The organism is Aureimonas sp. CAS (assembly GCF_059838215.1).
The window spans coordinates 558,594-581,587 of record NZ_CM187563.1; the positions used below are offsets into that span (position 1 = coordinate 558,594).

The following is a 22,994-nucleotide window of genomic DNA, read 5'->3' on the forward strand; positions in this document are numbered from 1 at the left end:
ATCTCCCTTCGGCCGAATCACGCGGCCCGCACGAGGTTTCGGCCGGCCTTCTTGGCAGCGTAGAGCGCCGCGTCGGCCTTCTCGACCCCATTGAGCGCGTCTTCGATCCGCGGCACGGTCGAGACGCCGACGCTCACCGTCACCGGGATCGGCTCTCCGCCGCCTTCGATCGGCCTGCACTCGATCTCGTTTCGCAGCCGTTCCGCGAGAAACAAGGTCGCCCGCTCGTCGATTCCGGGAATGACCGCGACGAACTCCTCTCCACCGAAGCGCGCCAGAACGGTGTTCTCGGGGAGCACCGAAACCGCCCTGCCGACGAACTTGCGAAGAACGTGGTCACCCCCGGAATGGCCGAATCGATCGTTGATCGATTTGAAATGGTCGAGATCGGCCAGAATGATGCCGGCGCTGCCGTCGCGCCCGTCGATCTCGCGCTCGAACCCCAGTCGGTTCAAGGCTCCGGTCAAAGGGTCGCGATGCGCCATCCTCTCGACCGCCGCGAAGGCCCGCTCCGACTCGATCGCGAGAATCACGGTGGTCAGGATGATCGAGGTCGAGATGTCGGTGACGACGATGAAGACGAGCGTCCAGTGCGCCGCCTCGGAGGACCACGTCAGAAGCGGCGAGACGATCGCGAGCGCGATGGCGAGAAGCGCGGCGGCGGCGCCCTTTCGCAGCGGCGAGCCTCTGGAGGTGGAGAGGACGTAGAAGGCGACGGCGCATTCATGGGCGGCATAGGCGAGGGTCGTCGCCGTGTTCACCGCGTGCTCGCCTGCGCCGAGCGCCTCGAGGCCGACATGCAGGCTCGCCGGGAGCGCCGCCAGAAACGCCATCGTCGGGGTGACCGGCCGCCGCCCGTCGAAGACCCGGAAGCCCGCCCAGAAGAGCAGGCCTGCGACCGACCATCCCAGCGGCGAGAGAACGCTGCCATAGGCGCCGAAATCGGCGAAGCTCACCGACATGACGGCGCAGAGGAGGAAGCTCGCCCCGAACAGGACGAAGGAGCGCCGCGATCGCCGCAGAACCCAGCAACAGACGAAGACCAGCCCGCACGTCAGGAAGACGATGAAATCGGTGAACTGGAGTGTGGGAATGGAGAGGTCCATGAGCCTCGGTCGCGCCTTCGCCCGCATGCTGCTTCCCGCAGGCTAATGGTTCCCTGCGGAGGGGGGAATGTTCGCTGATGGAGTGAACGAAGGCTTGCGAAGGGACGGCTTCATGGGCCTTCCCTTCGATCAGGCGCAAGGCCTCGGCGGTCCGGGGACCCGAGGGGCCGTCATCGTCGAGATCGGCCGCTCCGAGCGCCTCGCGCGATCCGATCCGCCGGGGCGGCGCCGGGCCCTTCGTCCCCGGACGCCTACCGCATTTCCGCCGTCTCAGGCCGCTTCGATGACCGGCACGTCCCAGGACTGGCCCGGCATCGAGGCGAGAAGCGTCTTCGTGTAGTCGTTGGTCGAGTTCTCGAAGACGTCCCGCGCGGTCCCTATCTCGACGATGGCGCCGTTCTTCATCACCGCGATCCGGTCGGAGATCTGGGCGGCGACGCGCAGATCGTGGGTGATGAAGAGCATGGTCAGGCCCATCCGGTCGCGCACGTCCTTCAGGAGCTGCAGCACCTCCTTCTGCACCGAGACGTCGAGGGCGGAGACCGCCTCGTCGGCGATCAGGATCTTCGGCTCCATCATCAGTGCGCGGGCGATGCAGATGCGCTGGCGCTGGCCGCCGGAGAACTGCGAGGGGTAGCGCGCCAGGACCTCCGAATCGAGCCGGACGATGCGCATCAGCTCGCGCGCCTTGGCCCAGGCCTCGGCCTTGCCCATGCCGAAATTGATCGGCGCCGCCGTCAACTGGTCCCCGATCGTGCGGCGCGGATTGAGCGAGCCGTAGGGGTCCTGGAAGACGATCTGGATGGCGGAGCGATGCCGGCGGAGCTGGCCCTTGGGCAGGGATGCGAAGTCGATGTCTCCGACGAGGGCACGGCCCGCATTCGGCTCGATCAGGCGGATCAGCGTGCGCACCAGCGTCGTCTTGCCCGAGCCCGACTCGCCGACGATGCCGAGCGTCTCGCCGCGTTTCAGGGAAAAGCTCGCGGGCTGCACGGCGTGCACCGTGCGGGCCGGGGAGGTGAGGGTGCGCGGAACGTCGAAGGTCTTGGCGAGCCCTTCGACGCGCAGCACCGTGTCTGCCTCGTCCGGCAGGACGTGCGGCTCGGGCGCGCGGCGCGGCGGAACGGCGGCGATGAGCTGGCGTGTGTAGGGATGCTGCGGGTGGTTCAGAACCGTCGCGGCCGGACCCTCCTCGACGATGCGCCCCTTCTGCATGACGACGACGCGGTCGGCGATCTCGGCGACAACGTCGAAATCGTGGGTGACGAAGAGAATGCCCGCGCCGTGCGTGTCCTTCAGCCGCTTCATCAGCGCCAGGATCTGCGCCTGCGTCGTCACGTCGAGCGCGGTGGTCGGCTCGTCCGCGATGAGGAGGGAGGGGTCCATGGCGAGCGCCAGGGCGATGACGATGCGCTGGCGCTGCCCGCCGGAAAGCTGGTGCGGGTAGGAGCGGTAGATGCGCTCCACGTCCGGCAGCCGGACCTCCTCCAGAAGCGCCAGCGTCCGGGCGCGTCGCTCGGCGCGGTTCAGCTTGGAATGGGCCTGGAAAACTTCCTCGATCTGGTCGCCCACCGTGAAGCAGGGATTGAGCGAGGTCATCGGCTCCTGGAAGATCATCGCCATGCGGTTGCCGCGCAGCTTCGCGTGCTCGCGCGAACGCATGGTCAGGACGTCGCGCCCCTCGAAGAGGACGCGGCCTCGCGACGGCTTCAGGGCCTTCGGCAGAAGCCCCATCGTGGTGAAAGCGGTGACGGATTTGCCGGACCCGGATTCGCCGACGATGCAGACGATCTCGCCGCGCTTCACGGTGAATGACAGATCCTCCACCGCATGGGGCCGGTCGCCGCTCTTGGGAAGATCGACGGTCAGACCGTCGATCTTCAGGACCGCCTTCTCGTCGCTCCCGCTCATCGCCGCTCGCCGATATCGTGGAAGATGCCCGCCATCATGGTCGCCGCCTCCTCTGCCAGGGCCAGAAGCATGTGCTCGTCGGGCGCGTGCTGGCCGCAGGCGCGGTGCGAGTGCGGCACCCACACCGTCGGCATGCCCAGCGTCTCGACGAAGATCTCGTTCGGCAGCGAACCGCCCAGATTGGGCAGGATCGCCGGTGCCTTGCCGGTCGTCTCCTCGATCGAGCCGGCGACGAGGCGGACCCATTCATTGTCCGGGTCGGTGCGCGTGGCGCTGAAGAAGCCGCGCTTCATCGGCTCGATGGCGATGTCCTGGAAGCCGTGCGCGTCGAGATGCTCGCGAAGGGCGGGCAGGATGCGGTCGGTGTCGACGCCGACCACGTAGCGCAGCTGGCAGGTGGCGCGGGCATTGCCCGGAACCGCGTTGACGGGCGCTTCGGGCCGACCGCAGGTGTAGGCGAGAACCTCGAAATTGCACCAGCCGAAGACCTGCATCGGGCCTTCCAGGCCGGGCTCGCCCCAGCTGGGGTCGCTCACGGGATCGGACGGGTCGGGCTCCAGCGAAATCTTCGACAGCGCCTCGCGCACGTTCGCCGGAATCTCGCCGGGCGTCCACTCGCGGATGGCGAGCTTGCCCTTGGCGTCGGTGATGGAGGCGATCGCATGGGCGAGGCGGATGCCCGGATTGACCAGAAGGCCGCCCCAATTGCCGGAATGGTAGGCGCCCGGCCGCTCGTCGGCGACGAGATGGAAGCCGTAGCCGCCGCGCGCGCCGAGGAACATGGTGGGCGTCTCGGCCGCCGTGCGCGGCCCGTCCGAGGCGATCAGCACGTCGGCGGCGAAGAGGTCGCGGTGCTGCGCGGCGATCTCCTTGAGGCCGGGCGAGCCGGACTCCTCGCCCATCTCGATCATCACCTTGACGTTGAAGCCGAGCTTGCCGCGCGTCTCCAGGACGCAGCGCAGCGCAGCGATGTTGATCGTGTGCTGGCCCTTGTTGTCGACCGTGCCGCGGCCGTAGAGCTTGCCGTCCGCCTCCTCGAGGCCGAACGGGTCGCGCCCCTCAGCCCAGTCGCCGCCCATCCCCCACAACACGTCGCCGTGGCCGTAGGTCAGGATCGTCGGCAGCGCCTCGTCCTCGATGCGTTCGGCGAAGAGCACGGGAAGGCGCTCGGCGACGGGGTTCTCCAGAATGCGGGTGGAGAAGCCCATGGCCTGAAGGTCGGGCGCGATCTGCTCCTTCAGATAGCGCCGGTGGTCGGGGCCGGAATCCTCGCGCGGGCTCTCCGACGGGACCGCGACGCGGCGCGCCAGCTCGGCCTTGAACGTCCCGCCGGTGACGTAGTCCCGGGCCGCGGAGACGGCCGCCTGCCGCGTGTCGGTTCCGTTCAACATGGTCTGCACTCCCATTTCACTCGATGTCTGCGAAGGTTCAGTTGCGGTTCTCGGGCGCCAGCGCATCGCGCAGCCCGTCGCCGGCGAGGTTGATCGCCATGACGAGGACGAAGATCGCGGCACCCGGGATCATGATCAGCCAGGGGTCGAAGAGGAGGAACTGGCGTCCCTCCGCCACCATCAGCCCCCAGGACGGCGTCGGCGGCTGCACGCCGAGGCCGAGGAAGGAGAGGGCGGCCTCCAGCAGGATCGCCTGCGCCATCTCGAAGGTGGCGATGACGGCGAGGCGGTCGAAGATGTTCGGCAGGACGTCGCGGAAGACGATCTGGCGCGTGGTGAAGCCGAGCGAACGGGACGCCTGGATGTATTCCTGGTTCCGCAGCTGCTGCGTCGCGGCGCGCGTCACCACCGCGAAGCGGTCCCACAGGAGAAAGCCGAGGACGAGGACGACGACCGTGAGCGATCCGCCGAAGAGGGCGACCACGGCGAGGGCGACCATCACCACGGGCAGCGTCAGCCGCGTCATGATGAAGAAGTTGATGACGAGATCGACCTTGCCGCCGAAATAGCCGGCGAGAACGCCGAGCGTCGTGCCGATCAGGCCGGAGGTGATCACCGTGAAGACCGCGATCAGGAGCGAAATCCGCGCGCCGTAGATGATGCGCGAGAGATAGTCGCGGCCAAGACCGTCGGTGCCCAGCACATGGTCCCAGCTGCCGCGGTCCATCCAGACCGGGGGCACGACGCGGTTGCCCATGCTCTGAGTGTAAGGGTTGTGGGGGGCGAGAAGCGGCGCGAAGACCGCGATCAGAAGGATCAGGAGGACGACGCCCGCGCCGAGAAGGAAGGTCGGGTTTCGGCGCAGCCGGCGCCAGGCATCGGAGCGGGGCGCGCCTTCGCCGACGAGCGGGGCGGCGACGACATCGGGCGGAACGGCGCTCATTGGATGCGGATCCTCGGGTCCAGCCAGGAATTGACCATGTCGGAAAGGAGGACGAGGCCGATGTAGAAGACGGCGACGATGAGAAGGATCGCCTGCACGACCGGCAGGTCCATGCGCGAGATCGACTCCCAGGCGAGATAGCCGAGGCCCTGGATGCCGAAGACGGTCTCGATGACGACGGAGCCGCCGAGCATGTTGCCGAACTGGACGGCGAGCAGCGAGACGACCGGGATCACGGCGTTTCGAAGCGCGTGCTTGAAGACGACCTTGCCCGTGCCGATGCCCTTGGCCTTCGCCGTGCGGATGTAGTCCGAGGACAGCGCCTCGATCATGCCGGCGCGGATGAGCCGCATCATCGGCGGGGTGGAATAGTAGCCGAGCGCGATGGCCGGCAGGATGAAGTGTCCGATGGTCGCCGATCCGGAGGCGGGCGCCCAGCCGAGCGTCAGCGAGAAGACGACGATGAGGATGAGTCCGAACCAGAAGTTCGGCATCGCCTGTCCCATGACGGCGATGGCGAGCGCGGCGCGGTCGATGATCGAGCCGGGCTTGAGCGCGGCGAGGACGCCGAGGGGAACGGCGAGCGCGAGCATCACCACCGCGGCCATGGAGGCGAGCGTCAGCGTGTTCGGCAGCCGGCGGAAGATGAGTTCGGAGACCGGCTGGCGGAAGAACAGCGAATTGCCGAAATCGCCGGTAAGGGCGGCGCCCAGCCACTCGACGTAGCGGATGGGCCAGGGGCGGTCGAGGCCGAGCTGGGCCCGGATCGCCGCCATCTGTTCGGGACTGGCCTCCTCGCCGGCGATCGCCGAAGCGACGTCGCCGGAGGCGTTGAGGAGGAGGAATGCCAGAAGCGAGACCGCCAGGCAGACGCAGACCGCCAGCGCGATCCGCTGCGTCATGTAGAGGGCCAATTCCCCCTCCCGTCGCTGTCGTTGGAGAAGCGTGGAATGCGCGGGGCCGTTACTCGGCCCAGCGCGCCTCGTAGAAGCGCGGCGTCTCGTCCGGCACCGGCGTAAACTCCAGCTGCGAGTTGTAGGCGTAGTTCAGCGCGTAGGTGAACAGCGGCACGGTGTAGGCCTGATCGGTCAGCCGCTCGACCATCTTTCCATAGGCCTCCTCGCGGGCCTCCTGGTCGATCGTCGAGCCGCCTTCGTTGATGAAGCCGGTCAGTTCCGCGTCGCGGGCGTAATCGGTGGCGTTGCCGCCGAACCAGAAGCCCGGGCCCGCCGAGACGTCCATGACCGAGTTCGAGCCCCAAGCCTGGAACCAGATCGGCAGCTTGCCCTCGTCGCGCGCGGTGGCGATGGCGGAGGCCTGGACGAAGTTCAGGCTGGCATTGATGCCGACCTCCGCGAGGTTGCCGAGGATCGCCTCGACCATCGGCCGGTCGCGATAGCCCCAGAACTCGATGGAGAAGCCGTTCGGGTATCCGGCTTCCGCCAGAAGCGCGCGGGCCTTCTCCGGATCGTAGTCGTAATGGACGGCGGTCTCGGTGACGCAGCCGAACTGCGCCGGGGCGCAGGGCGCGTCGATCACCGAGGAGCCGGGGCCCATCAGCGCCTCGCGGATGCCCTCGCGGTCGATGGCGTGGTTGATCGCCCGGCGCACGGTCACGTCCTGCAGGGGCGTTTCGCCCGCCCGGCCGGTCGCGTCGAGGCCGAGGAAGGCGATGCGGATGAGTTCGCCCGAATCCACGATCACCTGTCCGGTCGATTCCAGACGCTCCACCGCGTCCGGCGGGACGCGCCAGATCCAGTCGAGGCCGCCGCTCATCAGCTCGATGGCCTGCGTGTTGAATTCCCCGATCCGGCGGAACTCCAGCGTCTGGATGGAGGGCTGGCCCTTCACGCCGCCGAAATAGTCCTCGTTGATCTCCATCAGCACGCTCTCGCCCGCGACGTGCTCGACGACGCGATAGGGGCCGGTGCCGATGGGATTGCGCGACATGCCCTCCGGGCCGGCCTCGGCGTAGTAGTCGCCCGGATAGATCGGCAGGAGGTTGGCGATGTAGTCGAGGATTGCGGGCTGGACGCCCTTGGTCTTCAGGCGGACCGTGCGGTCGTCGATCTTTTCCGCGCCTTCCAGGAAGAAGATGGGCTGGGGCGTCGGGTTGGTCGTCACGTATTCGACGGTCGCGACGACGTCGTCGGCATTGAAGGGCGAGCCGTCGTGGAAGGTGATGCCCTCGCGCAGAACGAACTCGAGCGTCGTGTCGTCCACGAACTCGAAGGACTCGGCCAGATGCGGCAGGAACTCGCCGGTCTCGCTGTCGCGGTGGAGCAGGCCGTCCCAGATGTGATGGGAGAGGACGATGCCCTCGCGGATCGTGTGCTGGTAGAAATCGATGTTGGACGGCATCGAGTCCGAGGCCCAGCGCAGCGAGTTGTCGGACGGGCCGGCGATGGCCGGGACGCTCAGGAGCGACGCCGCCAGCGCAAGCATGGACACGCAGTTCAAGCGATTCTTCATGGTGGATCGATCCCCTCTCGATCTGGAACCGGCACGGCCGAACGGCCGGCCCGAAGCTTCGCCCGGAGCGTGTGGAACGCTCCCGGCTACTGGTCTGCTGCTTTTGTCACCTTGACAGCATGGTAGGCAGAAAGGATCGCAACAAGTAGAATTTGGCGAGGTCTGCGTTGCCGTTTCGGCAATGCGAAGGAGGGATGGGGATGCAGACGACGGGCCTGCGGTACTTTCTGGCGGTTGCACGAACCGGATCGATCGCTGCGGCGTCGGCGCGGCTGAACGTGGCGTCGTCGGCGATCAGCCGGCAGATCGCCAATCTCGAAAGCGAGCTCGGCTGCGTCCTTTTCGAGCGCCGGCCGCGCGGCATGGTGCCCAGCCCGGCTGGGGCACTCCTGGCGGACCACGCGCACAACATCCTCACGCGCGCCGATCAGGCCACCGAGGAGATCCGGTCGCTGAGGGGAACGGCGCGGGGCCTCGTTCGCGTCGCGGCGGCCGAAGGCTTCGCGCTCGACATCGTGCCGGCCACCATGGCGGCCTTCATGCGGCGCTTCCCCGGCGTCCGCTTCGAACTTTCGGTGACGTCGCCCCTGAACGTCACGCAGCGCGTCGCGACGGGCGAGGTCGATGTCGGCATCACCTTCGTCTTCAACCACAGCGCATCGGTCCAGATCGTCCATGATGCGCGGGCGGAAATGGTCGGCATCTGCGCGGTCGATCATCCGCTGGCCGGCGCGCGCCGCGTTCCGCTCTCCGCCTTCGCGGACTATCCGGTGGTGCTGATGTCGCAGGACACGACGTCCCGCCAGGCGTTCGATCTGGCCTGCCGGGACGAGCGGATCGCGATCGAGCCCGCCATGGCGGTCAACACGCTGCCCGCCATCCTGTCCTTCGTGCGCCAGACGCGGGCCATCGGCCCGGCCGGCTTCCTCTCCGTCCAGTCCACGATCCGGCGGCGCGAGATCGCGTTCTTCACGCTGGAGAATGCAGCCCGGCTCGCGCGGCCCATCCAGATCCAGACCATGCGCGACCGCTCGCTTCCCGATAGCGTCCGCCTTTTCGTGGAGGATCTGGTCGCCGCCGTGAGCGTTCGGACCGAGCAGCCCGTGTGAGGGCTGACAAGCACGACCCTGCACGTGCGGTCGAATACTAAATGTCAGATTGTATGACAAAATGATTGTGGTATAGGTGACGGTGAACAGGGAGGGTTCACCATGCTTCGTCTCGCAACCATTTTGGCGGCCGCGCTCGTCGGTACGGCTCCGGCTGCGCTTGCCCAGGACTACCCGTCAGGCCCGGTCACCATGATCGTGCCCTTCGCCCCCGGCGGCACGACCGACGTTCTCGCCCGGATCGTCGCGCCGGCCATGGCCGCTCATCTCGGCCAGAACGTTCTCGTGGAGAATATCGGCGGCGCGGGCGGGCGGATCGGCACGCAGCAGGTGATCCGCGCCGAACCGGACGGGCAGGTCATCGTGTTCGGCAATATGGGGCCGCTCGCCGCCGCCATGGGCGTCTTCGACGACATGGAGTACGACCCGCGCACCGATCTGGCGCCGGTCGGCCTCGTGGCGGACGTGCCGATGGTGCTCGCCGCCAGCAAGGCGAGCGGCGTCGAGACGCTGGAGGCCTTCGTCGAGAAGCTGCGCGTGGAAGGAGAGGCGGTGAATTTCGGGACGGCCGGGATCGGCGCGACCTCCGATCTGGCGCCTGCGCTGTTCCTGTCGCTGACGGGCCTTTCGGGAACGCGCATCCCCTACCAGGGCGCGGGTCCCGCGATCGTCGATCTTCAGGCCGGCATGATGGATGCGGTCATCGACCAGACGGTGACGATGATCCCCATCGAGCTCGGAGACCAGGGAACCGCGCTCGCGGTCTCCGGCACCGAGCGGCAGCCGCAGATTCCCGACGTGCCGACCTTCGCCGAAGCGGGCGTGCCCGAGTTCGACATGACCGTCTGGAACGCCGTCGCCGCGCCCGTCGGAACGCCGGAGGATGTGATCGCGGACCTTGCCGAGGCGATCGACGTGGCTCTCGCGGACCCGGACGTCCAGGCCCGCTTCGAGCAGCTCGGCGTTCCCGTTCCCCCGCAGGAGGCGCGCGGGCCGGAGGCCCTGAAGGCCCTCGTCGCAAGCGAGGTCGACCGCTGGCAGGCGACGCTCGCGGACGAGGCCGTGGCACAGTAACACGGGAGGGACAGAGCGGCGGCATCCGGCCGCCGCCTTCCAGCGGCACGGACGATCATGAGCGCGACCCATATCCTGAAGCGGGACGATCTGACACTCGGCGGGCGGCTCGTCAGCGGTCTTCGCGAGGCGATCCTCTCGGGCAGCCTGGAGCCCGGGCGGCATCTGAAGGATCGCGAACTCTGCGAAATGTTCGGTGTCAGCCGGACGCTGGTGCGCGAGGCCGTCCAGACGCTGGCCGCCGAGGAGCTGATCGAGATCGTGCCGCACAGGGGGCCGGTCGTGGCGACCCTCGACCGGCGCACGGTGGCCGAACTCTACCGCGTGCGCGGCGTTCTGGAAGGGCTCGCCTGCGCCGAGTTCGCGGTGAACGCCGACGAGCGCGGCCGGCAGGCCCTTTCGGCGATCGTCGACGATCTATCGGCGCTCACCGGCCGCGAGGGTCCCGAGACGCTGGTCTCGATCAAGAACGACTTCTACCGCTGTCTCTTCGACCATTGCGGAAACCGGGTCGTGGGGCAGACCTTCACGCTCCTGAACAACCGCATCACGCAGATGCGCCGCGTGACGCTCTCGCGACCGGGCCGTCTGGCGCAGACCGCGCGCGAGATCGCCGCCATCCGCGACGCCATGCTCGCCGCAGACGCGGAAACGGCGCGCCGGCTGGCGGAAGACCACGTGCGACGGGCCGCCGAGGTGGCGGACCAGCACTTCGAAGCACTCGAATCATCACATGAGAAGGACTGAGCCGATGGACCAGGCGACCTACGACAAGGGCATGAAGATCCGGCGCGAGACGCTGGGCGACGCCTATGTCGATCGCGCCACCGCCAGGGTGGACGACTTCACCGAGGACTTCCAGAAGCTCGTCACCACCTATTGCTGGGGTGAGATCTGGGGCCGCGACGGCCTGGAGCGGAAGACGCGCTCCATCATCAACATCGCCATGATCGCGACGCTCAACCGGCAGCACGAGCTCTCCGCCCATATCCGCGGCGCGCTGACGAACGGCGTGTCCAAGGAGGAAATCCGCGAAATCCTCCTGCAGGTCGGCGTCTATGCGGGGGTTCCGGCCATGGTCGACAGCTTCCGCATCGCGCGCGAGACCTTCGAGAAGATCGAAGCGGAAGGCGACAAGGCATGACGACCCTCGGCTTCGTCGGCCTCGGCATGATGGGCGCACCGATGGTGCGCCGCCTTGCGGGCGCGGGAACCGCTCCGGTCCTTTTCGACACGGATGGCGGGAGGGCGAAGGCGCTGGCGGCCGAGATCGGAGGCCGCGCCGCCGCGAGCCTCGCCGAACTCGGTGCGGCCTGCGACATCGTCGTCACCATGCTGCCGAACTCGAGCATCGTGCGCTCGGTGGTCGTGGGCGGCGAGGACGATCTCTGCGCCGGCCTGAAGCCGGGCTCGATCGTAATCGACATGAGCTCCTCCGATCCGCTGGCGACGCGCGACCTCGGCGCGGACCTTGCGAAGCGTTCGATCCTCGTCCTCGACGCGCCCGTCTCGGGCGGGGTGCGCAAAGCGGTGGCGGGAACGCTCTCCATCATGCTCGGCGGCGACGATGCGGCAGCGCTGGATCGCGCCGAACCGCTCCTGTCTCCCATGGGCGCGGTCATCCGCACCGGGCCGCTCGGCTCGGGCCATGCGGCCAAGGCGCTGAACAACTACGTTTCGGCCGCCGGCCTCGTCGCGGCCTGCGAGGCGGTTCACGTGGGGCGCGCCTTCGGGCTCGATCCGGCGACGCTCGTCGACGTTCTCAACGCCTCGACCGGGCGCAACAACTCCACGGAGAACAAGCTCAAGCAGTTCGTGCTGAACGAGGCGTTCCGCGACGCCGGCTTCTCGCTGGAGCTGATGGCCAAGGATGTCGGCATCGCGGACGCGCTCGCGAAGGGTCTCGACCTCGACATGCAGGGCATGGCCGCGGCGCGCGCGCTGTGGGCGAAGGCGGATTCCGAACTCGGCAAGGGCGCCGATCACACGGAGATCTACAGGACCGTCGCCGGCGCCTGACGCCGGAGGCGCGTCTTCGGGGGGACGCGCGCCGCCGCCCCGAATGCCTGACGACCGCCTTGTTCCGGCGCGGCTTTTTTGCTTGTGCGCGGCGTCGCCTTCGGCTTCACTCCGCGCCGTCCGCGGACCCTGTGAGTCGTCCGCGATGGGGAGGACCAGGACCAATGGATCGTCGTTCATTCATGCTCAAGGCGGGCGCCGTCTCCGGCGGGGCGGCCGCGAGCGTCGCTCTGGCCGCGCCGGCGATCGCGCAGGAGCGCCCGCAGATCCGCTGGCGCATGACGTCGAGCTTCCCGAACACGCTCGACACGCTGTTCGGTGCCTCGCAGCGCTTTTCGCAGACCGTCTCGGACCTGACCGACGGCCAGTTCACGATCCAGATCTTTCCGGCCGGCGAGCTCGTGCCCGGCCTGCAGGCGCTCGACGCCGTGCAGGACAACACGGTCGAGGCCGCGCACACGGTTCTCTACTATTATGTCGGCAAGGACCCGACCTTTGCGATCGGCTCCTCGATCCCCTTCGGCCTGAACGCCCGCCAGCAGAACGCCTGGCTCTACAATGGCGGCGGCAACGAGCTGATCGAGGATTTCCTGGAGCCCTACGGCGTGCGCGCCCGTCCGGCCGGCAACACCGGCACGCAGATGGGCGGCTGGTTCCGCAACGAGATCAACTCGGTGGCCGACCTGCAGGGTCTGAAGATGCGCATCGCCGGCATCGCGGGCCAGGTGCTCGCGCCGCTCGGCGTCGTCGCGCAGCAGCTGGCGGGCGGCGACGTCTATCCGGCGCTGGAGCGCGGAACGCTGGACGCGACCGAGTTCGTCGGCCCGTACGACGACGAGAAGCTCGGCTTCTATCAGGTCGCGCCCTACTACTACTACCCGGCCTTCTGGGAGGCGGGGCCGACGGTCCACTATCTGTTCAACCGCCAGCGCTACGACGAGCTGCCCGATCTCTACAAGACCGCGCTCGACACCGCGTCCAAGGCCTCGAACATCTCGATGCTGGCCGATTACGACGTGAAGAACATGTCCGCGATCCGCTCGCTTGTCGGCAAGGGCGTGCAACTGCGCGCGCTGCCGCGCGACGTGCTGGACGCGGCCTACCAGTCCTCGCAGGACCTCTACACCCAGCTTTCGGGCTCCAACGAAGCCTGGAGGACGATGTTCGAGCCCTGGTCGCAGTTCCGCACGCAGAGCTACGAGTGGTTCCGCGTCGCCGAGTTCACCAACGATTCCTACGTCTATTCGCAGCAGGCCGCCGGCCGCTGAGCCGACGGGCGTCACGAGAACCGAAGAAGGGCCGGCGGAGCGATCCGCCGGCCCTTCTCGTTTGCAGGCTGTACGAAGCCGTTCGAATGCGTTCGTCATCCTCGGGCTTGACCCGAGGATCGGGGCCAACCTCGGGGAAAGTCCTCGGATCGTCCTTACTGTCCGAAACTCGGCGCTGCCGGCGCGCCGAAGGACGGCGCGGGCGGGGCATCGAAGGACGGCGCGGGCGGAGCCCCGAAGGAGGGTGCCGGGGGCGCCCCGAAGGAGGGCGCGGCGGGAGCGCCGAAGCTCGGGGCCGCCGGTCCGGTCGAAGGGTCGCCCGGCATCGGCACGTTCAGATGGATCGTCGTCGGGTCGATCGCCGCCTCGGGCGTGATGAAGAACGTCACCGACTGCGGGAAGAAGATGAGGATGACGACGAGCAGGAGCTGAAGGCAGAGCCAGGGAATGGCTCCGAGATAGATGTCGCTCGTCTTCACCTCCGGCGGCGCGATGGAGCGCAGGTAGAAGAGCGCGAAGCCGAAGGGCGGGTGCATGAACGCCGTCTGGAGGTTCACGCAAAGCAGGACGCCGAACCAGATCAGGTCGATGCCCAGCGAGTTCGCGATCGGCACCAGCAGCGGCACGATGATGAAGGCGATCTCGAAGAAGTCGAGGAAGAAGGCGATGAAGAAGATGAAGACGTTGACGAAGAGGAGGAAGCCGACCGCTCCGCCGGGGATGTGAGACAGGAGGTGCTCGACCCACAGGCCGCCGTCGAGGCCTTGGAAGGAGAGCGAGAACACCGTCGCGCCGAGGAGGATGAAGATGACCATGGCGGTGATGCGCATGGTCATCGCCATGGCCTCGCGCGTCAGCGTCCAGTTCAGGCGGCGCTGCGCGATGGCCAGAAGCATGGCGCCGATGGCGCCCATGGCGCCCGCTTCGGTCGGCGTCGCGAGACCCATGAACATCGTGCCCAGCACGATGAAGATGAGCGCCAGCGACGGCACCATGGATTTCGCCACCTTCCACAGGAGCGCCCGCCCGCTCATCGTGCGCGCCTCGGGCGGCAGGGCCGGCACCAGATGCGGGCGCAGCTTGGAGACGACGAAGATGAACAGGAGGAAGATCAGGATCTGCAGCATCGCAGGCCCGACCGCACCCTTGTACATGTCGCCGACCGAGCGTCCGAGCTGATCGGAAAGGATGATGAGGACCAGCGAGGGCGGGATCACCTGCGTGATCGTGCCGGACGCGGCGATGACGCCGGTGGCGATGCGCTTGGAGTAGCCGTAGCGCATCATCACGGGGAGGGAGACCACGCCCATCGCGATGACCGAGGCCGCGACCGTGCCCGTGATCGCGCCGACGACGGCGCCGACGAGGATGACGGCATAGGCGACGCCGCCCGGCGTCGGACCGAAGAGCTGGCCCGCGCCCTCCAGGAGATCCTCGGCGAGCTTCGAGCGCTCCAGGATCGCGCCCATGAAGGTGAAGAAGGGGATGGCCAGCATCAGCTCGTTCGAGATGACGCCGTAGAAGCGCAGCGGCAGCGCGTTCAGGAGCGAGGGCGGGAAGTGGTCGAACGCGATGCCGGCGATCGCGAAGACCGTTCCGATCGCCGCCAGCGTGAAGGCGACCGGAAAGCCGATCAGAAGGAAGAGCACCATGCTGCCGAACATCAGCGGCGGCATCGGACCGTATTCGAACATCGCTTGAAAGCCCCCCGGCCTTGCTGACGCCTACTGGAGAGGCTTCTCGTACTTGGTCTGAAGTTCGAGGAGCCCGTTCAGCGCGGCGATGCGCTTGATGAGTTCCGAAAGGCCCTGCAGGAAGAGGAGCCCGAAGCCGAGCGGCAGCGTCGCCTTGGCCGGCCACAGGGCCAGCCCGCCCGCGTTCATCGAGGTCTCTCCCGAAACGAAGGAGCGCCAGAAGAAGGGCCAGCAGAGCCAGAAGAGATAGCCGATCACCGGCAGGAACAGGACGACGAAGCCGCCGATGTCCACATAGAGGCGCCCGCGCGGCGAGAGGTTGGAGTAGATGATGTCCACCCGAACGTGCTCGTTCATCCGCAGCGTGTAGGCCGTGCCCATGAGGACGATGCCGGCCAGGAGGTACCACTGGATTTCGATCGCGCCGTTCGACGAGATGCTCATCGTGTAGCGCAGGAGCGCGTTGCCGCCGCTGATCAGGACGGCGGCCAGAACCATGTATTCGGCGATCATGCCGAACCCGGTCGTCGTCCGGTCGACGGCGCGGCTGAACAGAAGCAGAGGGCCCATGTCATTCCTCCCGAGCGCGCTTTCGACGGTCCGCCCGGACGCGTCCCCGGAAAGGGCATGCCCTTCCAGCTGCAATCGATTCCGCTCGCTACGATATTCCGGGGTGGCAAGGCCAGCACTTTGTGAGGTCGCCGTCCTCCGGGGCGGGCAGGGAAAGGTGGCGCCGCGATGAAGGCGACCCCGGCGAGGATCGAGAAGCAACGACGGCTCGTGGAGGAGCTGCGGCGGCGCCTGACGTTCGAGACACTGGTTCTGGAGCGACTGGAGGGACGGGACCGACCGTTGGCCGAAACGCGGCTGGCGACGATCGCCGACGTCCTCGAGCGGACCCGGCGGCGCGATCGCGAATTCAGGGCTCGCGATGCGCCGCTCGGCTCTTCGCCCGATGAACCGGACGGGCGCTCGAATTCATCTTAAAGAACTTCTTCATTCTTTGGAGGATGCCAATCTGGCGCAAGCTTTGTGGGCGATTGTGGGTTTGACGGGGCCGGTTCTGGCTCCGGCTTGCCTGGAAAAGTCATGTCGCTGGTCGCCGGGGCGCAAGCCCAGAAGCTCTACGCCAATCTGAACGCCCTGGGGCCGCGCCGGCTCGCCGGGCTCGGGCTCGTCTTCGCGCTGGTCGTGGGGCTGGTGTCGCTGGCCGCCTGGCAGCTGTCGCGCCCGCAGATGGACACGCTCTATTCGGGTCTCGACCGCCAGGACGTGACGCGCATCGGCGCGGCGCTGACCGAGGCGGGCATTCCCTTCGACGTCAACGCGGCCGGCGACACGGTCCTGACCGGCTTCTCGCAGACGGCCGCGGCCCGCATGCTTTTGGCCGAGCGCGGCCTGCCGCGCTCCGACAATGCCGGCTACGAGCTCTTCGACCAGATCGGCTCCATGGGTCTGACCTCCTTCATGCAGCAGGTGACGCGGGTGCGCGCCCTGGAGGGGGAGATCGCGCGCACCATCCAGAGCCTGCAGGACGTGCGCGCGGCGCGCGTCCATCTGGTCCTGCCCGAGGAGGGCTCGTTCCGCCGCGAGCGCCAGCCGCCCTCGGCCTCGGTGACGATCCGCACCGACGACGTCGCCTCCTTCTCGTCCGCCAACGCCATCCGCCATCTCGTCGCCTCGGCCATTCCGGGCCTGGAGGTGGGGCGCGTCACGGTTCTGTCGACCGACGGCACGCTGCTCGCCTCGGGCGAGGACGGCACGTCGGCCGCGCCGTCGCGCCAGCTCGGCATGGAGGGCGTGGTGGCGCGTCAGGTGGAGGATTCGATCCGCCGCACGCTGGCGCCCTATCTCGGCATCGGCAACTTCCAGTCCTCGGTGTCGGCGCGGCTGAACACGGACCGGCGCCAGACGAGCGCGCGCACCTTCGACCCGGACGGCCGCGTGGAGCGCTCGGTGCGGACGGTCCGCGAGACGGGCCAGTCGACCGACCGCGAGGCGGAGACGCCGGTGACGGTGGACCAGAACGTGCCGCTCGCGGAGGCCGAGGGCGGGCAGGCCGGCTCGCAGTCCTCGCAGGCCAACGAGCGCCGCGAGGAGCTGACGAACTTCGAGATCAACGAGACGACGGTTCAGACGGTCTCGGAAGGCTATGCGGTGGAGCGCCTGTCGGTGGCGGTGATCGTCAACCGGGCGCGTCTGCTGGAGACGCTGGGCGAGAACACGGGCCCCGAGGCCTTCGACGCGGCGCTGGCCGAGATCCGGGCTCTGGTGGCCTCCGCGTCCGGCTTGTCGGAGGATCGGGGCGACCGGATCGAGGTGACGGCGGTGGACTTCGCCGGAACGGGCGAGGCGCTGGAGCCGGTGCCGGGCATCGGTCTGATGGAGACGCTGGCGAGCCAGTTCGGCACGCTGGTCAACGCGCTGACGATCCTGGTCGTGGCGATCCTGGTGATCTGGTTCGGCCTCAAGCCGGCGGTGAAGGCGATCGCCAAGCCCGCGGAGGCCTCGGCCGAGGGCCTGGGCGCGGACGCCGGCCCCGACCTTCTGGGCGCAGGCGGCGCGCCGGAGCTGCCCGGGCTCGCCGCGCTGCCGGGCTTCACCGCGCCCTCCATGGAAGGCTTCGGCGCCGACTTCGGCTCGGACTTCGGACCGGCCGGCGGCGGCGACCCCGCCCTGATGGAAGAGCTCGACCAGATGCGCGCCAACTCGCCCCAGGTGCGCCTCGAACGTCTCGTCGACTTCGACGAAGAACAGGCCGCAGCCATCCTGAAGCAGTGGATCCACGAAAAGAAGGCGGCCTGAGCGAATGCCGGACGCAACGATGCATCACGCCCCGACGCCCTTCTCCGACGCCGTCGTGGCGGAGGGCGATCAGGCGATCCTCTCGCGGCTGCGCGACACGGCGCGGCTGATCGAGCGGATGCTGCACGACGACCGCCGCCAGCGCTACTTCGACGCTCTCAGCCTCAAGCGCAGCGGCGGCCTCTCGGGCAACGTCACGGCGCTCTTCTTCGCCGAGCCGTCCGGGTCGATCCTGCCGGAAGCATAGACGGACGTCACCTTGCGGAATCGAAGGACGATCGCCGCTCGAAGCCCGGCCCGTCAATTATTCTGTAAATGATTCACGTCATAGATGTGGGTGCGGGGCCGAGGGCCGCCCGGATCGAGACATCCGAACGCCCGACGCCTCGAAAGACCTTGGCGACCGCCAGCGCCTCCCTGATGGCCGGCGGGGCCGAACCGGCACGACGCCGGATCGGTCGAGCAAATTCGCATCCGTCCTTCAAGCACAGGTGTCGTTCGATGAGTTCCACCGAGACCGAAGCCGCCGAAGCCGTCGCTTCGATCGATCTGGACCCGGTCCTCGACATCCGGGCGGCCGCGCCGCTGCATCGCGAGCTGATGGAGCGGCGGGGCGCGCCCCTTCGCCTCGACGGGCGCAACGTCGAGCGCATCGGCGGCCAGTGCGCCGCGATCCTCCTCTCGGCGGCCCGCAGCTGGGCGGGGGACGGCGTTCCCCTCGTCCTCGACGAGCCTTCGGAAGGCCTGTGCGAAGGGTTGCGCACCCTCGGCCTCGACGCATCGAGCATCGCCGGAGCCGAGACCGAGCTGGCCTGAGGCGCCGGACGCCGAGGGAACCGCTCCGACAGGCCGACGGCCGCCGCAAAGGACGATGCGTCATGGACGCCATGGTGGAAATCAGAACGATCTTCTTCGAGGAAAGCGCCGAGGGGCTGGCCGCGCTCGACGCGACGCTTCCCGCCTTCGCTGCCGGAACGCTCGACGAGGAAACGATCGGCACGGCCTACCGGGCGGTCCATTCGATCAAGGGCGGCGCCGCCTCCTTCCGTCTGAACGAGCTGTCGGCCTTCGCCAAGACCTTCGAGGCGCTGCTCGGACAGGTCCGCTCCGGCGCGCTCGCGCCCGATCCGGACGTCGCCGACCTCGTCTCGCGCTGCGCGGCCGCGCTGGCCGTTCAGGTCGAGGCCTCCCGGCAGACCGCCGCGCTGTGCGACGAGATCGCCGCCCATCTGCCGCAGGAAGAAGCCGCCGCTCCCGCCGACGCGGACCCCGGAGAGGAAATCGACTTCGCCGACCTGGGCTTCACGCCCGTCGCGATCGACGCCGGCGACATCTTCGGTGCGGACGGGTCCGCCGATCCGATCGGACCGACCCGCTACGACATCGTCTTCAGGCCGTTCCCGTCGCTCTACGCCTCCGCCAACGAAGCGGCCCTCTTGATCCGCGACGTGCTGCGGCTGGGGCAGGGGACGGTCACCTGTCTCTGCGACGATCTTCCCGAGCTCGGCGCACTGGACCCGGAGGCGGCGGCGCTCGCCTTCCGCATCGAACTCGAGACCACCGAGGGCGAGGACGCCATCCTGGACGTCTTCTCCTTCGTCGACACCGACTGCGAACTCGACATCACCCGCCGCGACCCGGCCCCGACGGAGCAGGGCGAGGACATCCTCGCCAGGCTCCTGGAGGCGGCTCGCGCCTGAACGCCCCATGCCCTCACCCCTCGACCCACGCGCGGAGGCCTGAATGAACATCTCGAAGTCCAACCAGCTGGAAGGCGCTCGCGAGCTGATCGCGTTCCGCGTCGCCGACCGCGAGTTCTGCGTCGACATCATCTCGGTGCGCGAGATCCGCGGCTTCACCGCCGCCACGCCGCTGCCGCACGCACCGGGCTACGTGACGGGCGTCATCAACCTGCGCGGGACGGTGCTGCCGATCGTCGATCTGTCGCTGCGCCTGGGCTTCGGCTCCACGCAGCCGACCATGCGCTCGGTCATCATCGTCGTGATGCTCGACCAGCAGCTGGTCGGCCTCCTCGTCGACGCGGTCTCCGACATCCTGACGGTGACGGACGACACGGTGCAGCCGACGCCCGACGTCGCCTCCGACATGGCGCGCAGCTTCGTGCGCGGCGTCATCGCCCTGGAAGGCCGCATGATCTCGCTGATCGGCATCGAGAGCATCCTGCCCCCTCAGAAAGACCTCGCCGCCTGATCGGCGCGCCTTTCGCTTCCGCGGAGTTGCCACCCATGTCGCGCACGACGGCCACCGCCAACGCGCAACCGCTCGAGCCGGCATCGGGCGGCGAGTTCCGGATGACCGAGAAGGACTTCCGGCGCATCGCCTCCATCCTCTACGAGGATTCGGGCATCTCGCTGCCGGACACCAAGTCGACGCTCGTCTATTCGCGCCTCGCCAAGCGGCTGCGCGCTCTCGGCATCGCCAGCTTCGCCGACTACTGCACCTTCGTCGTCAGCGACGCGGGCGCCGACGAGCGGATGGTGATGCTTGCCGCGCTGACGACCAACGTCACGCACTTCTTCCGCGAGCCCCACCATTTCGAGCACATGCGCACGCATCTTCTGCCCCCGCTCATCGAACGGGCGCGCAGGGGCGGGCGGGTCCGCATCTGGTCGGCCGGCTGCTCCAACGGCCACGAGCCCTATTCGATCGCGCTGACGATCCTGCAGGCGATGCCGGACGCGGGCGAGCACGACGTGAAGATCCTCGCCTCCGACATCGACCCGAACGTCGTCGCCTTCGGGCGGGCCGGCCTTTACGACGAGACCGCCATCAAGCCGGTGCCGACCGAACTGCGCCGCCGGTGGTTCGAGAAGGAGGGCGACCGCCATCGCGCGTCGGAGGCGCTGCGCGATCTCGTCTCGTTCCGCGAGCTGAACCTCATCGGCACCTGGCCGATGAAGGGGAAGTTCGACGCGATCTTCTGCCGCAACGTCACGATCTACTTCGACGAGCCGACCCGCCAGAAAGTCTGGGACCGGTTCTGCCAGACCCTGGTTCCGGGCGGCTTCATCTATATCGGCCATTCGGAGCGCATGGCCGGTCCCGCCGCCGCACGCATGCATCTCGTCGGCAACACCATCTACCAGCAGCGTTGACGGCTCCCGCCCGAGCCTCACGTCACTTCGAAAGCCGACCCATGGCGCCCAGCCGCGTGCTCATCGTCGACGACTCCTCCACCATGCGCGCTCTGATCCGCCATGCGTTGTCGCACGACCCGGAGATCGAGATCGTCGGCGAGGCGCCCGATCCGGCCGATGCCCGTCAGAAGATCAAGAGCCTCGACCCGGACGTCGTCACGCTCGACATCGAGATGCCCGGCATGAACGGCCTGGAGTTTCTCGAGAAGATCATGCGGCTGCGCCCGACGCCGGTGATCATGGTCTCGACGCTCACCCGGCCGGGCGCGGACGCCACCATCTCGGCGCTCGAGATCGGCGCCTTCGACTGCGTGGGCAAGCCGGGGCGCGAGACCGGCGACACGCTGGCGCGCCTTCCCGAACTGGTGCGCCAGGCCCATGCGGCGCGCGGCGTGATCTCCTCGGCCAGCGCGCGGATCGCGGCGGCCAAGCGGCCGGAAGGCTTCGTCAATCGAAGCCGCTGGCCCGATCTCGTCGCCATCGGCTCCTCGACCGGAGGCGTGGAGGCGCTGCTTCAGCTCATGCCCCGCTTCCCGGCCGACACGCCCCCCGTCCTCATCGTCCAGCATCTGCCGGCCACCTTCACCGGCTCCTTCGCGGCCCGGCTCGACCGCGCCTGCCCGGCCAAGGTGGTCGTGCCGAAGAGCGGCGAGACGATCGCGCCCGGCCACGTCTATCTCGCCCCCGGCGGGCACCATCTTTCGCTGCGCCGGATCGGCGGCTCGCTCGCCTGCACGGTGCGCGAGGACGACCCGGTCCAGGGCCATCGACCGAGCGCGGACGTCCTGATGAAGTCCGTCGCCGAGCATGTCGACGGGCGCGCCGCCGGCGCGATCCTCACCGGCATGGGGCGCGACGGGGCCGACGGGCTGCTGGCCATGGCCAAGGCCGGTCACCGCACCATGGCGCAGGATCAGGCCACCTCGCTCGTCTACGGGATGCCGCGCGTCGCATGGGAGATCGGAGCGGCGCAGAAGCGCATTCCCCTGGGGCGGATCGCCGACGCCATCTTCGATGAGCCGTGGCCGCATTGAGGTTTCGTTGGGAATTGAAGGATATCATCTAGTTGAAATCGATCGGCGCGGGTAGGTTATGAGTTTTGTTCAACATCTCAAGGTCATGATCGTCGACGATCACCGTACGAGCCGGATGCTGACCTACGAAGCGCTGACGGCGCTGGGCATCAAGCAGGTCGTCTATGCAGGCGACGGCGAGGAAGCACTGAAGATGATGATGACGCAGCCGTGTCATATCGTCATCTCCGACTACAACATGCCCAAGCTCGACGGGATTCAACTTCTGAAGGCCCTGCGGTCCTACGGCCCGACGCAGAAGACGCCCTTCATCATGCTGACCGGCAAGGGCGATCGCGCGCTGGTCCAGCAGGCCGCGGCGGCCGGCGCCAACAACATTCTCGCAAAGCCCGTATCGGTCCCCGTCCTGCGCAAGTCGCTCGAAGCGGTTCTCGGTCGGCTTCAGTGATGTCCGGTTCCGCGTCGCATGGCGGGAGCGAGCGCCGCCGGATCAACATCATCCAGGGCGAGGCCGTGGTGGACAACCGTCCCGACGTGGTCCTCACCACCCTTCTCGGCTCCTGCGTCGCGGCGTGCATCCGCGACCCCGAGGCGGGCGTCGGCGGCATGAACCACTTCCTCCTGCCGGGCGAGGCGGCGGTCGACCGGTCCGGCCGCACGCAGAGCTACGGGCTGTATCTGATGGAGCTCCTGATCAACGGGCTCCTAAAGAAGGGCGCCCGCCGCCATGCGCTGGAGGCCAAGCTCTTCGGCGGCGCGCGGACGATGGAGGGACTGTCCGACATCGGCGCCAAGAACGTCGAGTTCGCGACCCGCTTCCTGGCGACCGAGGGCATCCCGCTCACGGGCGGCAGCACGGGCGGGCTGCAGGGACGGCGCATCGAGTTCTGGCCGGTCAACGGCCGGGCGAGACAGATCCTCATCGAGCCGGCGGATCGGCGCGCCTTCGTCCGTCCCCCGGTCGCCGTTCCCAAGGTGGAGAGCGGCGGAGAGCTGGAGCTGTTCTGACC

Annotated in this window: 23 protein-coding genes; 15 read left to right on the forward strand and 8 right to left on the reverse strand. The window is 68.1% G+C overall.

What is annotated here, in order from left to right; genetic code table 11:
• Window positions 1-17: 17 nt before the first annotated feature.
• From AC6R2M_RS02575 to AC6R2M_RS02600, 6 genes are all read right to left on the reverse strand, one after another.
• Complete coding sequence (locus AC6R2M_RS02575; protein WP_500485210.1) at window positions 18-1,106, reverse strand: GGDEF domain-containing protein; 1,089 nt, start codon at window positions 1,104-1,106, stop codon at window positions 18-20.
• A 270-nt stretch (window positions 1,107-1,376) separates the two neighbouring features.
• Complete coding sequence (locus AC6R2M_RS02580; RefSeq protein ID WP_500485212.1) at window positions 1,377-3,017, reverse strand: ABC transporter ATP-binding protein; 1,641 nt, start codon at window positions 3,015-3,017, stop codon at window positions 1,377-1,379.
• Entirely contained in the window at window positions 3,014-4,408 is a 1,395-nt protein-coding gene (locus AC6R2M_RS02585) for a M20 family metallopeptidase (RefSeq protein WP_500485214.1), read from the reverse strand. Before AC6R2M_RS02585 ends, AC6R2M_RS02580 begins: the two co-directional genes overlap by 4 nt.
• Window positions 4,409-4,445: 37 nt before the next feature.
• Window positions 4,446-5,351: an ABC transporter permease gene (locus AC6R2M_RS02590; RefSeq protein WP_500485216.1), complete on the reverse strand. Its 906-nt coding sequence runs from the start codon at window positions 5,349-5,351 to the stop codon at window positions 4,446-4,448.
• The gene (locus AC6R2M_RS02595) at window positions 5,348-6,253 is read right to left on the reverse strand and encodes an ABC transporter permease (RefSeq protein WP_500487460.1); all 906 of its coding nucleotides are present in this window, start codon (window positions 6,251-6,253) and stop codon (window positions 5,348-5,350) included. The genes AC6R2M_RS02590 and AC6R2M_RS02595 overlap by 4 nt, the downstream gene beginning before the upstream one ends.
• Before the next feature lie 61 nt (window positions 6,254-6,314).
• Entirely contained in the window at window positions 6,315-7,823 is a 1,509-nt protein-coding gene (locus AC6R2M_RS02600; protein ID WP_500485218.1) for an ABC transporter substrate-binding protein, read from the reverse strand.
• 200 nt (window positions 7,824-8,023) lie between these two features.
• Here AC6R2M_RS02600 and AC6R2M_RS02605 point away from each other — a divergent pair, with 200 nt between their 5' ends.
• From AC6R2M_RS02605 to AC6R2M_RS02630, 6 genes are all read left to right on the forward strand, one after another.
• Window positions 8,024-8,932, forward strand: coding sequence for a LysR family transcriptional regulator (locus tag AC6R2M_RS02605; RefSeq protein WP_500485220.1), 909 nt, complete (start codon window positions 8,024-8,026; stop codon window positions 8,930-8,932).
• 102 nt (window positions 8,933-9,034) lie between these two features.
• Window positions 9,035-10,006: a Bug family tripartite tricarboxylate transporter substrate binding protein gene (locus AC6R2M_RS02610; RefSeq protein ID WP_500485222.1), complete on the forward strand. Its 972-nt coding sequence runs from the start codon at window positions 9,035-9,037 to the stop codon at window positions 10,004-10,006.
• Window positions 10,007-10,063: 57 nt separating this feature from the next.
• On the forward strand, window positions 10,064-10,753 hold the full coding sequence (locus AC6R2M_RS02615; protein WP_500485224.1) for a GntR family transcriptional regulator: 690 nt from the start codon (window positions 10,064-10,066) through the stop codon (window positions 10,751-10,753).
• Between the two features lie 4 nt (window positions 10,754-10,757).
• On the forward strand, window positions 10,758-11,150 hold the full coding sequence (pcaC, locus tag AC6R2M_RS02620) for a 4-carboxymuconolactone decarboxylase (RefSeq protein ID WP_500485226.1): 393 nt from the start codon (window positions 10,758-10,760) through the stop codon (window positions 11,148-11,150).
• Complete coding sequence (locus AC6R2M_RS02625) at window positions 11,147-12,025, forward strand: NAD(P)-dependent oxidoreductase (protein ID WP_500485228.1); 879 nt, start codon at window positions 11,147-11,149, stop codon at window positions 12,023-12,025. Before pcaC ends, AC6R2M_RS02625 begins: the two co-directional genes overlap by 4 nt.
• A gap of 164 nt (window positions 12,026-12,189) precedes the next feature.
• A complete protein-coding gene (locus AC6R2M_RS02630; RefSeq protein ID WP_500485230.1) occupies window positions 12,190-13,293 on the forward strand; it encodes a TRAP transporter substrate-binding protein in 1,104 nt (367 codons plus the stop codon).
• Between the two features lie 155 nt (window positions 13,294-13,448).
• Here AC6R2M_RS02630 and AC6R2M_RS02635 read toward each other — a convergent pair whose 3' ends face one another.
• Together AC6R2M_RS02635 and AC6R2M_RS02640 are read right to left on the reverse strand one after the other, a co-directional pair.
• Window positions 13,449-14,987, reverse strand: coding sequence for a TRAP transporter large permease (locus AC6R2M_RS02635; RefSeq protein WP_500485232.1), 1,539 nt, complete (start codon window positions 14,985-14,987; stop codon window positions 13,449-13,451).
• Between the two features lie 30 nt (window positions 14,988-15,017).
• Complete coding sequence (locus AC6R2M_RS02640) at window positions 15,018-15,557, reverse strand: TRAP transporter small permease subunit (RefSeq protein ID WP_500485234.1); 540 nt, start codon at window positions 15,555-15,557, stop codon at window positions 15,018-15,020.
• A gap of 519 nt (window positions 15,558-16,076) precedes the next feature.
• Here AC6R2M_RS02640 and fliF point away from each other — a divergent pair.
• The 9 genes from fliF (at window position 16,077) to AC6R2M_RS02685 (ending at window position 22,992) form a co-directional block, all read left to right on the forward strand.
• Window positions 16,077-17,792 (forward strand): flagellar basal-body MS-ring/collar protein FliF, encoded by a 1,716-nt coding sequence (gene fliF / locus AC6R2M_RS02645; protein WP_500483070.1) that lies wholly within the window; start codon window positions 16,077-16,079, stop codon window positions 17,790-17,792.
• 19 nt (window positions 17,793-17,811) lie between these two features.
• Complete coding sequence (locus AC6R2M_RS02650) at window positions 17,812-18,039, forward strand: hypothetical protein (protein ID WP_500485236.1); 228 nt, start codon at window positions 17,812-17,814, stop codon at window positions 18,037-18,039.
• A 254-nt stretch (window positions 18,040-18,293) separates the two neighbouring features.
• Complete coding sequence (locus AC6R2M_RS02655; protein WP_500485238.1) at window positions 18,294-18,608, forward strand: STAS domain-containing protein; 315 nt, start codon at window positions 18,294-18,296, stop codon at window positions 18,606-18,608.
• A 62-nt stretch (window positions 18,609-18,670) separates the two neighbouring features.
• Window positions 18,671-19,492 carry an Hpt domain-containing protein gene (locus AC6R2M_RS02660; RefSeq protein WP_500485240.1) on the forward strand — a complete coding sequence of 274 codons (822 nt, stop codon included), beginning with the start codon at window positions 18,671-18,673 and terminating at the stop codon, window positions 19,490-19,492.
• A 43-nt stretch (window positions 19,493-19,535) separates the two neighbouring features.
• On the forward strand, window positions 19,536-20,003 hold the full coding sequence (locus tag AC6R2M_RS02665) for a chemotaxis protein CheW (protein WP_500485242.1): 468 nt from the start codon (window positions 19,536-19,538) through the stop codon (window positions 20,001-20,003).
• A gap of 35 nt (window positions 20,004-20,038) precedes the next feature.
• Window positions 20,039-20,908, forward strand: coding sequence for a CheR family methyltransferase (locus AC6R2M_RS02670; RefSeq protein ID WP_500485244.1), 870 nt, complete (start codon window positions 20,039-20,041; stop codon window positions 20,906-20,908).
• Between the two features lie 41 nt (window positions 20,909-20,949).
• The gene (locus AC6R2M_RS02675) at window positions 20,950-21,984 is read left to right on the forward strand and encodes a protein-glutamate methylesterase/protein-glutamine glutaminase (RefSeq protein WP_500485246.1); all 1,035 of its coding nucleotides are present in this window, start codon (window positions 20,950-20,952) and stop codon (window positions 21,982-21,984) included.
• A gap of 58 nt (window positions 21,985-22,042) precedes the next feature.
• Window positions 22,043-22,432, forward strand: a complete 390-nt coding sequence (locus AC6R2M_RS02680; protein ID WP_500485248.1) for a response regulator — start codon at window positions 22,043-22,045, stop codon at window positions 22,430-22,432.
• A complete protein-coding gene (locus AC6R2M_RS02685) occupies window positions 22,432-22,992 on the forward strand; it encodes a chemotaxis protein CheD (RefSeq protein ID WP_500485250.1) in 561 nt (186 codons plus the stop codon). The genes AC6R2M_RS02680 and AC6R2M_RS02685 overlap by 1 nt, the downstream gene beginning before the upstream one ends.
• The last annotated feature ends 2 nt before the right edge of the window (window positions 22,993-22,994 follow it).

Bases quoted from the DNA above. Each gene is read 5' to 3' on its own strand.
- AC6R2M_RS02585 (WP_500485214.1), bottom strand. From the start codon at position 4,408: ATGTTGAACGGAACCGACACGCGGCAGGCGGCCGTCTCCGCGGCCCGG.
- fliF (WP_500483070.1), top strand. From the start codon at position 16,077: ATGTCGCTGGTCGCCGGGGCGCAAGCCCAGAAGCTCTACGCCAATCTG.
- AC6R2M_RS02600 (WP_500485218.1), bottom strand. From the start codon at position 7,823: ATGAAGAATCGCTTGAACTGCGTGTCCATGCTTGCGCTGGCGGCGTCG.
- AC6R2M_RS02615 (WP_500485224.1), top strand. From the start codon at position 10,064: ATGAGCGCGACCCATATCCTGAAGCGGGACGATCTGACACTCGGCGGG.
- AC6R2M_RS02595 (WP_500487460.1), bottom strand. From the start codon at position 6,253: ATGACGCAGCGGATCGCGCTGGCGGTCTGCGTCTGCCTGGCGGTCTCG.
- AC6R2M_RS02630 (WP_500485230.1), top strand. From the start codon at position 12,190: ATGGATCGTCGTTCATTCATGCTCAAGGCGGGCGCCGTCTCCGGCGGG.
- AC6R2M_RS02605 (WP_500485220.1), top strand. From the start codon at position 8,024: ATGCAGACGACGGGCCTGCGGTACTTTCTGGCGGTTGCACGAACCGGA.
- AC6R2M_RS02580 (WP_500485212.1), bottom strand. From the start codon at position 3,017: ATGAGCGGGAGCGACGAGAAGGCGGTCCTGAAGATCGACGGTCTGACC.
- AC6R2M_RS02635 (WP_500485232.1), bottom strand. From the start codon at position 14,987: ATGTTCGAATACGGTCCGATGCCGCCGCTGATGTTCGGCAGCATGGTG.
- AC6R2M_RS02575 (WP_500485210.1), bottom strand. From the start codon at position 1,106: ATGGACCTCTCCATTCCCACACTCCAGTTCACCGATTTCATCGTCTTC.
- AC6R2M_RS02665 (WP_500485242.1), top strand. From the start codon at position 19,536: ATGAACATCTCGAAGTCCAACCAGCTGGAAGGCGCTCGCGAGCTGATC.
- AC6R2M_RS02660 (WP_500485240.1), top strand. From the start codon at position 18,671: ATGGACGCCATGGTGGAAATCAGAACGATCTTCTTCGAGGAAAGCGCC.
- AC6R2M_RS02655 (WP_500485238.1), top strand. From the start codon at position 18,294: ATGAGTTCCACCGAGACCGAAGCCGCCGAAGCCGTCGCTTCGATCGAT.
- AC6R2M_RS02590 (WP_500485216.1), bottom strand. From the start codon at position 5,351: ATGAGCGCCGTTCCGCCCGATGTCGTCGCCGCCCCGCTCGTCGGCGAA.
- AC6R2M_RS02685 (WP_500485250.1), top strand. From the start codon at position 22,432: ATGTCCGGTTCCGCGTCGCATGGCGGGAGCGAGCGCCGCCGGATCAAC.
- AC6R2M_RS02675 (WP_500485246.1), top strand. From the start codon at position 20,950: ATGGCGCCCAGCCGCGTGCTCATCGTCGACGACTCCTCCACCATGCGC.
- AC6R2M_RS02640 (WP_500485234.1), bottom strand. From the start codon at position 15,557: ATGGGCCCTCTGCTTCTGTTCAGCCGCGCCGTCGACCGGACGACGACC.
- AC6R2M_RS02610 (WP_500485222.1), top strand. From the start codon at position 9,035: ATGCTTCGTCTCGCAACCATTTTGGCGGCCGCGCTCGTCGGTACGGCT.
- AC6R2M_RS02680 (WP_500485248.1), top strand. From the start codon at position 22,043: ATGAGTTTTGTTCAACATCTCAAGGTCATGATCGTCGACGATCACCGT.
- AC6R2M_RS02625 (WP_500485228.1), top strand. From the start codon at position 11,147: ATGACGACCCTCGGCTTCGTCGGCCTCGGCATGATGGGCGCACCGATG.
- pcaC (WP_500485226.1), top strand. From the start codon at position 10,758: ATGGACCAGGCGACCTACGACAAGGGCATGAAGATCCGGCGCGAGACG.
- AC6R2M_RS02670 (WP_500485244.1), top strand. From the start codon at position 20,039: ATGTCGCGCACGACGGCCACCGCCAACGCGCAACCGCTCGAGCCGGCA.
- AC6R2M_RS02650 (WP_500485236.1), top strand. From the start codon at position 17,812: ATGCATCACGCCCCGACGCCCTTCTCCGACGCCGTCGTGGCGGAGGGC.